This window comes from Paenibacillus sp. TAF43_2 (genome assembly GCF_052113545.1).
GTDB lineage: Bacteria > Bacillota > Bacilli > Paenibacillales > Paenibacillaceae > Pristimantibacillus.
In genome coordinates this window covers 53828-65229 of record NZ_JBFRDK010000013.1, presented here as the reverse complement: position 1 = coordinate 65229, position 11402 = coordinate 53828, and the positions used below count along the sequence as shown (strand labels likewise).

Below are 11402 nucleotides of genomic sequence, written 5' to 3'. Positions count from 1 at the left end.
GAGTATACGGTGAATCCGGATGGTTCAATCTACATGATTCCTGCAACAGCAGGTCCGAAGGTATACTACAAGAATGCAAAACCAGCACTTGGCGAAGCCTATTACAGTCTGTTCGAGCGTGCGGAAGAGAACCATGCGGCTAAATACGGCCCAGATAAGAACGACAGCACACGCCCAGTTCGCGGYCAAGTACAAAACTTTGTTGGCATCACCATCGATGGTAACAAGCTAACAGCTGTGACGTATGAAATTGACCAGAACTTGAACGATGCTAAACCGTTTATCGTAGATCAATTCGGTATTGTGAAGAAGGAAAAAACAGATCCGGGACCAGGTCCAGGAACAGGTCCAGGAACAGGTCCGGGTACAAGCCCAGAAACGAATCCAGGACCAGGTCCGGGAACTAACCCAGGCACAAATCCTGGTACAGGAACTGGCGGCGGCAATGAGTCAGAAGTTGTTTTGAAGGATATTGCAGGCCACTGGGCAGCATCAGCTATCAATGAAGCTGTAAAAGCTGGTTTCGTTAAAGGTTATGAAGACAGCCAGTTCCGCCCGAATAAATCAGTTAATCGCGCAGAGTTTATCACGATGCTGGCTCGTGCGCTGAATCTCTCTGACTCAGGCAAAGCTTTAAGCTTCAAGGACTCTGATAAAATACCTGCATGGGCACAATCGTTTGTCACGCAGGCTGTTGAATCAGGTATCATTAGCGGATATGCTGATGGCACATTTGGTCCTGAGAAGGAGCTGTCTCGTGCAGAGATGGTCGCTATGATTGTTCGTGCAAGTGGAATAAAAGTAAATCCAAATGCTAAGCTTTCCTTTGCGGATTCCAAATCTGTTCCAGCATGGGCAGTTCCATACGTTGCAACCGCAGTGGAGGCGGGACTTGTTAGCGGCGTTGGCCAGAACCGTTTCGCTCCTCAGCAGATTGCGACTAGAGCAGAAGCCGTAGCACTCATTATTGGTTTGCTTAACAAAACGAAATAATCATATCTTTTATTCAGAAAAGCCTGCAGGCTTCACCTATTGGTGGAGCTTTGCAGGCTTTTTATTATGGAAAATACATATATGTTAACGAGCGGCAGCGGCCAAAATATTGCCGATTGCTTGCTTCGCTTCATTTTTGATTTGTTCAAGTTGATTGTAATCAACAGCTTGCGTATACAATTGCTCCCGTTCATTTTGCAATGTCTTGGCTAGAGCTAGCTGCTGAACCGATGTTTTGATCTGCGCAGCGTAACGGTTTTTTATTTCGGTAATGGTATCTGAATGCGCTTCATCTGTTCCAGGTGTAATGCAGCTGGCATACATATCGATCATTTCATCGCCTGCACGATCGGGAAAGTACTCATGCGGCGCTGTACTGTCGAAAATTGCGAAGCCAAGCTCACGAACGATGACCATATCTAAGCTGTTCGGATCGAAGCCGCAATGATAAATCTCAACATCCAGTCCGCGATCGACTCCGGCTGCAGCTATTTTTTTGAGCATGGTGGATTTGCCTGAGCCGGCTCTGCCTTTAACGAAATATCGTTTTAAACCATCCGTCAGATTCGGGACAAAATCGAATGAGCCCTTAGCTGTAGCAGCGCCCAAAAAACGGTGATCAACACGGCTTGGTTTCTCCAGCTTGTTATCGCCATAGAATGTATCGATGTAAGAGGCTGTGAGCTCATCGGCTGCTTGGAAATTCATGTTCTGAATATAGATGGTCTCCCAGTCGTCATGAATACGAAGCGCCTCAGCAAAGCCAGCATAAGCTTGATCGTACGCCTGCGTAATTTGTGTACTTAAAATCTCGATCTCTGGCTTTAGCGCTTGCAGCTTTGCTGTATCTGCGGCCTCGCCTAGATGAATGTATTGAACGGATGCTCCTAGCAAAGCGGGATCAATAAAGCGCGGCGGCGTTCCATCAACAAGGCCGAGACGGAGTGCGGGAACAATGAGTCCATCTAGCGAGCCATTGTCGAAGGGGGAGTGCAGCAGCCAAATGTCATAGCCGTCCTGCGCGATGCCGTCAGCGATAGAACGAATGAGGTTTGATCGTTCTAAAGCAGGTCCTTCTTTCAAAATAAATAAGCGCTCCAAATCTTGCAAAGACGAGTCGAACAGGCTGGTCAAGCCGCGAGCTGTATTTCCGTTCACATAGAAGTTTTTGATGATTCCAGTCATAACCGTCACACCTTCCTAGGCTAATGTCCTGCTGCATACTCCATCGTATTATTTCCATGTTGAATTGGTGCTAGTATCTACTTCCCTTTATTGTGCTTTTAAAGTAAGAACGGTAAGCTCTGGCCGGCAATGAAAACGAACGGGAATCCGTGTCATTCCTATCCCGCGAGTGGTGTACACTTGCATTTTGCTGTTTGGTACCTGATATAATCCGGCAGTATATTTGCTCCCGTAGGGAGGTGTATACAGTGCCCCGATTAAAGGTATACGCACTTGTCCGCCATGACTATGGCCTGACAATTGCAGGTCGACCGGATAGCGGGCATACTCATCAGCGAAATCCGGCTCATGAGCGAGCAGAATGGTACTGGAACCGTCAGGAATGCCTTGTAAAGCCTGATCGATATTTGGGTGTCCAACCATCGGATCATCGACCCCGGCAATATAGAGATGCGCTGAGTCCTTTGTTAACGCGACATGCTGGTTATCGAGCACATGGAATCCAGCTTTTGATAGTCCCTTGGTAACTGCTCTTCGATTGCCGAAGGCATCGTGATTGCCTAGAACGGCATATTGCCCAAAGGGCGCTTGCAGCTTCGAGAGCTTCGAGAGGAAAGCAACGGCTTCCGGCATATACGCGGTGGATTGATCGAGCAAGTCTCCTGTAAAGCAAATAAGGTCTGGTTTTGCCTCCCTAACTTGCTCTGCAAGCTCAATCAGCAGTTCAGGTTTAGAATGAAAGCCGAGATGCAGGTCACTGAAATGAACGATGCGAAAGGAGTTGAAGGAGGCAGGCAGCTTTGGGATGGCAACCTTCACCTGTTTAACCTCAATCCAATACGGCTCAACTAGATGCGAATATACGCCGGATAAACCAGCGGTTCCCATCAGCAACAAAGTTACATGCAAGCTCTTCTTCAAAAACGTCCGTCTACTCATAGGTGCTGAAGTTGATTGCATAATGCCTCCATTTTTCCTTTTTGATATCTTCCAATGATGATCTGTAAGTGCAATCATAGACCTTTTTTGTTACGTCAATGTGACAAAAAAATAAGGCACCGCAACAGGATTGTCGCAGCGCCTTTAATTCTTACTCGTATCTATAGGCAACGAGAAATAAAATGTAATTTCCTCGTTTTCGATATGAAAGCCAAACGGTGCTTCATGTTTCTGCAAAATCGTTCTCGCGATCGATAAGCCTAAGCCTGTTCCGCTAAGCTGTTTGTTGCGGGAGCTCTCCATTACGTAAAAGGGTTCCCATATCAAATCCCATTGTCGCTGCTCATCATTTTCAATCCCATTCGTGATCGAGAAATGTAAAAAATCATCTTTATTCAGAGCAGTAATACAAATTTGTTGATTGGTTGAATATTTCATTGCATTGGAAATGAAATTGTTCAAAACCATCTCTATCTTCTGCTCATCAGCGAATATATGGTGCTGGTTTAGCAAGCTGTCATCTACAGATAGCTGAATAGCTTCCTGTTGAATGGAAAAACGATATTTTTGCAAGGTTCGATGGAGCAGCTGTTTGAAATCAAAGGTGTTCATCCGATAAAGGTCGGTTTGCAGCTTGGAGAGCTCAAGCAGCTTGCCCACCAGCATCGCAATGTCATCGGTTTGCTGCTGGATAACATCAATATAGGTACCGTCATCCATCCCGTCCTTTATTCCTGAAGAATAAGCCTTTATTAAGGACAGCGGGGTTTTCAGTTCATGCGAAATGTTGGCAATAAACTGCCGCAAGTTCTCATTTCTCGCTTCCAGCTCATGATGGGCATGCTCTAATTTATCACTCATTTGATTGATGCTCTCTGCTAAGGATTCAATTTCATCGCCCGTACGAATATGAACCTTGGTAAACGATAAGCTTGAAATGCCTTCAGCTGCATCTTGTATTTTGGCAAGCGGTCGAACGATGCTTCTCGTAAAAAGTGCTGACAGGATGATCAGCAGCAGCAGCTCGCCTGCATAAGTATAGAGGGTAAATTGATTAACGATGGTTAATGTTTCTGCCGAGTGCGATATCGATTCACCAACTACAAAAACGATCTCATCTTTTTTCATAAAGGTAACGAGAAAGCTGGATTTCAGCTTCTCTTGATTGTAAATTTTTCTGACCATTTGATATTTGTTAAGCTTCTCAAGGCTTTCATCCGTGATCCAAAACTTGCTCAGCGTAATGCCTTTTTTATTTAAAAGACCTATAATCGTTTCGTTTAGCCCATTTAGATTTGTGGTAACAGGTGTGTTTACAATGGTAACATCGTATTTGTTCTCAACAGCCTCCATATTACGTAATAACTGCTTTGTATCCATGGCATCAAGCTGCTCAGTTATAGCTGCAAGGGCATGCTTTTTTTTGTACAAAAGATATTTGGGCAAGAAAAACGAATTCATCACAATTGAGAAAATAACGACGATGCAGAACACAAATAAAATGCGCCCAATCAACTTTTTGTTTAGCTTATTCATGCGGTTCTTCCAGGCTGTAGCCCATCCCTCTATGTGTTCTGATTAAATGATCGCCGATCTTTGCTCTAAGCCTGCGGATATGCGTATCGACAGTTCGTTCTTCGCCAAAATAGTCGAATCCCCAAATACGATCGAGCAAAGCTTTCCGTGAAACGATGATTCCTCTGTTTTCAATGAGATACTTCATTAAGTGAAACTCTTTATTCGTAGCCTGCAGGTCGGTCTCATCTCTAAAGATTTTTTGGCTATCGATATCTACTTTTATATTTCCGATCGCAATTTGATTGTCCATATGAAGCAGCTTCTTTACTCGCAAAATCAATATACGCGGGTCAAACGGCTTGCTGACATACTCATCTGCTCCAGATTGAAGGGCGATGAGCTCATCCTCGTCTTCCCCTTTTGCCGTCAGCATCAATACCTTCGTTTTGCTTAGTTTTTTGATTTCTTTGCATACCTCAATACCATTTACTTTAGGCATCATCCAATCTAATACTGCTAAATGGATGTTGTTTGAATAGAAAATGTTCAGTGCTTCCTCGCCATCCTGTGCTAGGAAGGTATGAAAGGCTTCTTTCTCAAAATACGCCTTTAAAATCTTGAGCATAAAGGGCTCATCATCGGCAATTAATATATTCATGAAAGTCTCCTTCCCAGCAATGTAGAGAGATAGAATACGTAAGGAATATGATACCTGTTATTAGAATAAGCTGTACATCTTGTTTTTGTTTCATACCAGCGGAGCCTCAGGTCAAGCGGCTGTAAGAAAACCATAACTAAATACGACCACGACAATGAGAAAAAATAAGACAACCAAGCAAGCAGCTATTTTCATCTTAATATTGCTTTACGAGCTCCCTCCCCCAAGACCCTGTTCCTCCGGTAACGACGATCGTTTTGTTTTTCAAAGCTTGTTCCTCCCGTTTATGTGAACGATGAATGAGAACAAGCATAAAGTTTGAATGTTACACCAATATGGCAAAAATCATTTACGGCATTAGGTCATGCAATAGCGGTTCTATTTACAAAAAAAATATGCTCTCATCAGGAGAGCGCATGGTAAATTGGGATAGACTCATTTTCTCCTATACAGACGATGAACGATGCTGGCCAGGAGAATCCCGAGCATAAACCCTGAAATCGGAGCTACAACAGCTATGCCAATATAGTTGGAGCTGGATGTGAAGATAAGTTTTAACGCTAAAGTCAGCAATGTGCAGGATAAAACAATTGCCCAATATACCATTTTGAGTTTTGTAGCAGCGCCTGTATAAGCAGATTCCAATTTGGCTTTATTTATAAAGCGGTATAACAGCATAGCTTCTATAATTAGACCGACGATGGATAACGATCGCTGAAACCATTTGTATAGCGGTATCCCCGCTATTGATTCACGAAGAACAGGGAATTTGGTAACGAACATGCCTGAATAGTGCGTGCATGCATCGATGAATAGATGTGAATAGAAGCCAATGACGACAGAAGCGAGAAACACCAGCCAGCTCTGCACTGTGTTAAGTTTCCATCCATGGGCGAGTCTGTAGGCTTTACGATCTAAACTCCCAAGCGCAGGCAGGTTTTTGGCTAAGGGAGCTTTTACAACATAATGAAACAAATAAGCGAGCATAATGCTCAGCGGTATCGCTTGATAGATCAACCCGCCAAAGGAATGGCCGATCGTCTGATAGGGCTCAAGCGCAATAAAATATTCAAAGTCAGGAGACATGCTCCCGAGAACGAGACCAGTTAAGCTAAAGTAAGCAGGCTTTGCCGCTTTTAAAGGTGCAATATATAGCGGATGAGCAAAGGTGAATGGCAATTCGGCACCTCCTAACGGGTCTATTTTAAAATAGGAAGACGGTACTTTTAAAAGAAATGTAACATATAGGCCAAGGGAGGGGCATTAACATAATAATTGGGCGCTTTCCCCCCTTGTTTTAATGAGGTAATTTTGGGACAATAATAAGCAGATTGTTTGTTTCGGCCTACTAGCTAGAATAGGGCTGCTTTTTAGCAGTTTTGAAAAGAGGATTAGTTATGACTAAAGCATCTATATATGGATTAACGTTCGATCAACTGACGGAATGGCTGAAAGAACGAGAGTATACAAAGTTTCGGGCATCACAAGTATGGGATTGGCTTTATCGGAAGCGTATAACGGCTTTTGAGGATATGACGGATGTGAAACCAGAGATCATTCAGCTGCTGTCCGAGCATTTTGTCATTCAAACGCTTACCGAGCATACGAGGCAGGAGTCAGCGGACGGAACGAATAAATTTTTGTTCAAGCTGCATGATGGCAATTTAATTGAGACGGTACTGATGAGGCATAAATTCGGCTTATCGGTTTGTGTCACGACACAAGTGGGATGTAATATTGGCTGCAGCTTTTGTGCGAGCGGTCTGCTTGCAAAGAGCCGTGATTTAACAGGCGGAGAGATCGTGGAGCAGATTATGAAGGTTCAGCTTCATTTGGATCAGGCGCAGAAGGGCGAGCATGTCAGCCACGTCGTTGTCATGGGCATCGGCGAGCCATTCGATAATTTTGAGAACATGACAGACTTTATCGGCGTAATCAAGAGCCAGAAGGGGCTTGCGATCGCTGCTAGACATATTACCGTATCAACGAGCGGGTTAGCGAACAAAATCGTGGAATTCGCTGACTCGGATCTACAGGTTAACCTTGCGGTTTCCTTGCATGCACCGAATGATGAGCTCAGAACACGTATTATGAAAATAAACCGAGCGATTCCGATTGCGAAATTGATGCAATCCATCGATTATTATTTGGAGAAAACGAATCGGAGAATTACGCTTGAATATATATTGCTGAAGGACGTTAATGACCAAAGAGAGCACGCAATAGAGCTTGCACAGCTTATTGGCCATAGAGGTAACCTGGCTAATGTTAACCTCATTCCCTACAATCCGGTGGATGAGCATAGTCAATACCAACGAACGGATCGCGAAACGGTGCGAGCTTTCTATGATACGCTTAAGAAACAGGGTATCAGCTGCAGCGTTCGCCTTGAGCATGGTACGGATATTGATGCCGCTTGCGGACAGCTGCGGAGCAAACAGATCAAAAAATCCAAAGAGCAGAAATTGGGGCAAGAAAGCGCAGCAGCAGCGTCCCTCTAGAAGCGTATCATACCTTTGCAGCTGCTGCTTTTAAAAGATAATCATGTGAATAATATGAGAACACCTTCTAAAAGAGGTGTTCTTTTTATTTGTTTATACAGCCATTTTTTCTGAATATTTACAATTTCGGATAAGATGGACATACTACGAYCATATATTTTTAGATAAGAAGGGTGTATGCATATGAAGAAGAGAATAATGGATGTCATTACAATTATGGTTGGCGCACTTATTTTTGCATTAGCAATCAACTTATTTGTTATTCCGAACGAGTTTGGCGAAGGCGGGGTTACCGGGATAACGATTATTTTATATTATGTTTTTGGGTGGGCACCATGGTTAATGAGTTTAATTTTCAACTCCTTCTTGCTCATTGTAGGCTACCGTTTTCTGGATCGACAGACGGTAATTTATACAATCGCAGCAGTTCTTTTTCATTCTTTGTTTCTCCATTTAACAGCAGACTGGAGTATTCAATCCGATGAATTAATCGTAAATGCGCTGTTTGGCGGCTTGTTTGGCGGAGCGGGAATTGGGCTTATTATCCGCGTTGGAGGCACGACTGCCGGAACAACGATTTTGGCACGTATTGCGAATAAGTATTTGGACTGGAACATTAGCTATGCCTTGTTGTTCTTTGACTTAATCGTCGCGTTCTCCTCTTATTTCATTATCGGTGCCGAGGCGCTGATGCTTACTATTGTCATGTTATACATCGGTACCAAGGTGATGGACTTCATCATTGAAGGGGTTAATCCGAAAAAAGCAGTCACCATTATTTCCAAGGAGCAAGGCAAAATTGCTGAGCAGGTTAATGTGGTGATGGATAGAGGAGTTACTGTTATTTATGGCCGTGGGCACTATACGAAAACACCGCAGGAAATTTTATATATTGTCATTAGCAAGCAGGAACTGAGTCAATTGAAAAAAATTGTAAAAGCATGCGATAAAAATGCGTTTATTACGATTCATGATGTGCGGGACGTATTTGGCGAAGGATTTATTGATATTTCAAAATGATTACAGCGATTGGTATAAAAAAGAAGGTCGTGGAATTTCGCTTATTTTCGGGATATAGAGTAAAATTAAAACAAGATAGCAGATAGGAGTTGTTTAGATGTCGAAAGACGAAGTAATTTTGACGCAAGAAGGCTTAGAGCAGCTGCAAGCTGAGCTGGATGATCTTAAATATGTGAAGCGCAAGGAATTGGCTGCGCGGATTAAACTCGCGATCAGTTATGGCGACTTAAAGGAAAACAGCGAATATCACTCAGCCAAAAATGATCAGTCCTTCATGGAAACGAGAATTCTTATTTTAGATAAAATGCTGAAGAAGGCTCGCGTGATCGAAGCGAAGACCTTAGACCTATCAAAAGTAAGCATCGGTTTAACCGTCATTTTAAACGATATCGAATTTTCCGAGAAGATCGAGTACAAAATCGTAGGTACTGAGGAAGCAGATGTTGCGGAGAACAAAATTTCCTACGAGAGTCCACTAGGCAAAGAGCTGCTTGGTCAGACGGTAGGCAGCATCATTAACGTAAGTGCTCCTATGGGTGTTATTAAATACGAGCTTCTCGAAATCAGAGCATAATTCATTATCCTATAGATCATTTCATCACAGCTAATCCGCCTGAAGCGGGTTAGCTTTTTTTGACGAAATAGGGCAGAAACGACAGCATCGTTAAAGAACCGATCGATACAAACATATTGCGACAGAAACAGATGAGAAAAGATTAACGGGCATTGGGACTATAGCTTGATGTAAACTAATACTTTGTATGGCAAAGTATTACCATGACAGTTGCAACAAAAAAACATAATCTTTGGAAGCTGTACAAGTTTCCAAAAACCTTTTCTAGGAGGAAAGCCATTATGAACTATCATTTCTTTGTAGGCAACGATAACGGAAACAGCGAGCATGATCTTATCATTGACGGCAAGCTGGTTCAGCAGCCTAATGTAAATTGTACGGTGGACGAGCTTCCATGGAGCGAAGAGCAAACACCAGAGAGCTTTATTAAGAATTTGCAGGATCAGCTTGTTGTAACCATCGATTCGCCATCAGCAAGACCAGGGATGTACTATGTCGGGAAGTTCGCTTTAGAGAGCGGAGAAGTGCTGGACAATCTGCAAATCGGAATTGATCTGAAGAGCGATATGGATTTGCCGGTTATCAATACGCTTGCCCAAATTGCGGCGATGGCTGTTCAGAAGGCGTACGAGGAAGAGAAAAAAATACCTGCACAAATCGATGTGGAAGTAGATATGGCAACGGCGCTTCCGGTTACGCAGCACACGGATGAGACCTCTGCTAAGTTTGAGAAACGATTTACGTCTGGCTTGCACCATGTGACGGTTCATTTGGGCATGCAGCGCGTAGCTGTAAAAATCGTGTTCCCGTTTGCGAAGGTCGTTCCAGAAGCCACTCCGGTTATTTTCACGCTGCAGAAGGATACAGCGGGCGGCTGGAGAGAGGGCGAAATCTTTGGAGATTTCCTTGAGTCCTATGAAGTAGATAAGAAATTCAACGGCAGTTATTTCAAAGACAAACGCATTCTTCATGTGGATATCGGAGACGGCTCTACGGAATATCCGATTACGGAGGGGAATAAGTTTCTGCGTCAATTCGTGCATGGCAGCCATCATGGCGCCGGTTATGCGATTGAAGAAGCGCTGCAGGAGTTTAACCGACTCATTCATTTGGCGGACAGCCCGCGTCAATTTTTCAGCGATGTTATCAAAAATCCTAACCATAAATACCATGCACGTGCGCTTAAGACATTAAGAAGACCGCTTGAGAGCCAGGTTAGACAAATCGTGCAGCATGTCAAAAAACAGCTGACCAAAGCACGCAATGAAATCGATCTGATTTGCGTTTACGGCGGCGGAAGCATACTTATGCGCTCAGTACTCTACGGACAGCTGAAAGAGCTGTGTACGGAAAGAGAGATGCAGCTGCTGTATATTCCTGCTGAGTACGCAGTGCAGCTGAATGCAATGGGTCTTGATGCATTTGTGCGTGGCAAAATCTATGAGGCATTAAAAAATAAAGCGGTTCAGCCTGCATAAGCTTGTTCATCAGGTTGAGGTATAATCTAACGGATTCTGGTAGGTGAGAGGTATGAAGAAAACAAAACTGCCCGGTGAAAATATAAGCTTGAAAACCAAGAAATCAGAGGATCCCTTAATTATGCTTTGGTTGAATTCTCAATCGAATCTCATGGATTCTCTTCGATATTTGGTTGAAAATGAGATCGCCTTAAACGGCGTTCGGAATTTACAAGCTTTTGTTCCGATGGAGAGAAGTCGATTGCAAGGCTCATCAGCCTTGCAGCAAGGCAGCGAAATTAATTCTCCATTAACAGGGGAGGAACAATTGTCAGCAGCGATCGCTGAAGTTAGCGCCGCTGTCACTGCTCCCATTCCTGACCCAAAAGCTTCTCCGGTTGTAGAGGAAGAAATTGATGATGATGATATTGAAGCATGGAGCTAATGAAAAAATGGCAATATTGAGACTTACTTAGTTGTGTTATGTATGACTAAGTAATTCAAAGTATTACCGAATAACACAAAACACCACTAAGGGATGCTTGATCATTCCTTGT

At 43.5% G+C, this 11402-nt stretch carries 11 protein-coding genes and 1 pseudogene; 7 read left to right on the top strand and 5 right to left on the bottom strand.

Annotation, left to right across the window (positions count from 1 at the left end):
* A pseudogene (locus AB4Z17_RS05030) lies at nucleotides 1-312 on the top strand (purple acid phosphatase family protein); the annotation flags it as partial.
* Entirely contained in the window at nucleotides 304-993 is a 690-nt protein-coding gene (locus tag AB4Z17_RS05025; RefSeq protein WP_441958510.1) for an S-layer homology domain-containing protein, read from the top strand. The pseudogene AB4Z17_RS05030 and the gene AB4Z17_RS05025, both read left to right, overlap by 9 nt.
* An 84-nt stretch (nucleotides 994-1077) precedes the next feature.
* On the opposite strand, the gene AB4Z17_RS05020 is transcribed toward AB4Z17_RS05025, so the two are convergent.
* The 5 genes from AB4Z17_RS05020 to AB4Z17_RS05000 all read right to left on the bottom strand — a co-directional run bounded on the left by AB4Z17_RS05020 (nucleotide 1078) and on the right by AB4Z17_RS05000 (nucleotide 6472).
* Complete coding sequence (locus AB4Z17_RS05020) at nucleotides 1078-2178, bottom strand: PRK06851 family protein (protein ID WP_441958505.1); 1101 nt, start codon at nucleotides 2176-2178, stop codon at nucleotides 1078-1080.
* An 87-nt stretch (nucleotides 2179-2265) separates the two neighbouring features.
* Complete coding sequence (locus AB4Z17_RS05015; RefSeq protein ID WP_441958503.1) at nucleotides 2266-3117, bottom strand: metallophosphoesterase; 852 nt, start codon at nucleotides 3115-3117, stop codon at nucleotides 2266-2268.
* Nucleotides 3118-3261: 144 nt separating this feature from the next.
* Entirely contained in the window at nucleotides 3262-4653 is a 1392-nt protein-coding gene (locus AB4Z17_RS05010; RefSeq protein ID WP_441958501.1) for a histidine kinase dimerization/phospho-acceptor domain-containing protein, read from the bottom strand.
* Nucleotides 4646-5293: a response regulator transcription factor gene (locus AB4Z17_RS05005; RefSeq protein ID WP_441958500.1), complete on the bottom strand. Its 648-nt coding sequence runs from the start codon at nucleotides 5291-5293 to the stop codon at nucleotides 4646-4648. The genes AB4Z17_RS05010 and AB4Z17_RS05005 overlap by 8 nt, the downstream gene beginning before the upstream one ends.
* Nucleotides 5294-5728: 435 nt before the next feature.
* The gene (locus AB4Z17_RS05000; RefSeq protein ID WP_441958499.1) at nucleotides 5729-6472 is read right to left on the bottom strand and encodes a DUF4184 family protein; all 744 of its coding nucleotides are present in this window, start codon (nucleotides 6470-6472) and stop codon (nucleotides 5729-5731) included.
* A gap of 218 nt (nucleotides 6473-6690) precedes the next feature.
* On the opposite strand from AB4Z17_RS05000, the gene rlmN reads away from it, so the two are divergent.
* The 5 genes from rlmN (at nucleotide 6691) to AB4Z17_RS04975 (ending at nucleotide 11290) form a co-directional block, all read left to right on the top strand.
* A complete protein-coding gene (gene rlmN, locus AB4Z17_RS04995; RefSeq protein WP_441958497.1) occupies nucleotides 6691-7794 on the top strand; it encodes a 23S rRNA (adenine(2503)-C(2))-methyltransferase RlmN in 1104 nt (367 codons plus the stop codon).
* A gap of 183 nt (nucleotides 7795-7977) precedes the next feature.
* The gene (locus AB4Z17_RS04990) at nucleotides 7978-8814 is read left to right on the top strand and encodes a YitT family protein (protein ID WP_076266441.1); all 837 of its coding nucleotides are present in this window, start codon (nucleotides 7978-7980) and stop codon (nucleotides 8812-8814) included.
* A gap of 97 nt (nucleotides 8815-8911) precedes the next feature.
* Nucleotides 8912-9388, top strand: coding sequence for a transcription elongation factor GreA (greA, locus tag AB4Z17_RS04985; RefSeq protein WP_076266440.1), 477 nt, complete (start codon nucleotides 8912-8914; stop codon nucleotides 9386-9388).
* A 281-nt stretch (nucleotides 9389-9669) separates the two neighbouring features.
* Nucleotides 9670-10866, top strand: coding sequence for a ParM/StbA family protein (locus AB4Z17_RS04980; protein ID WP_441878364.1), 1197 nt, complete (start codon nucleotides 9670-9672; stop codon nucleotides 10864-10866).
* 52 nt (nucleotides 10867-10918) lie between these two features.
* Complete coding sequence (locus AB4Z17_RS04975) at nucleotides 10919-11290, top strand: hypothetical protein (protein WP_441958496.1); 372 nt, start codon at nucleotides 10919-10921, stop codon at nucleotides 11288-11290.
* Nucleotides 11291-11402: the final 112 nt, after the last annotated feature.

Excerpts from the sequence above, each read along its gene's own strand:
- AB4Z17_RS05020 (WP_441958505.1), bottom strand. The coding sequence starts at position 2,178 with ATGACTGGAATCATCAAAAACTTCTATGTGAACGGAAATACAGCTCGC.
- AB4Z17_RS05015 (WP_441958503.1), bottom strand. The coding sequence starts at position 3,117 with ATGAGTAGACGGACGTTTTTGAAGAAGAGCTTGCATGTAACTTTGTTG.
- AB4Z17_RS05010 (WP_441958501.1), bottom strand. The coding sequence starts at position 4,653 with ATGAATAAGCTAAACAAAAAGTTGATTGGGCGCATTTTATTTGTGTTC.
- AB4Z17_RS05005 (WP_441958500.1), bottom strand. The coding sequence starts at position 5,293 with ATGAATATATTAATTGCCGATGATGAGCCCTTTATGCTCAAGATTTTA.
- rlmN (WP_441958497.1), top strand. The coding sequence starts at position 6,691 with ATGACTAAAGCATCTATATATGGATTAACGTTCGATCAACTGACGGAA.
- AB4Z17_RS04990 (WP_076266441.1), top strand. The coding sequence starts at position 7,978 with ATGAAGAAGAGAATAATGGATGTCATTACAATTATGGTTGGCGCACTT.
- greA (WP_076266440.1), top strand. The coding sequence starts at position 8,912 with ATGTCGAAAGACGAAGTAATTTTGACGCAAGAAGGCTTAGAGCAGCTG.
- AB4Z17_RS04980 (WP_441878364.1), top strand. The coding sequence starts at position 9,670 with ATGAACTATCATTTCTTTGTAGGCAACGATAACGGAAACAGCGAGCAT.
- AB4Z17_RS04975 (WP_441958496.1), top strand. The coding sequence starts at position 10,919 with ATGAAGAAAACAAAACTGCCCGGTGAAAATATAAGCTTGAAAACCAAG.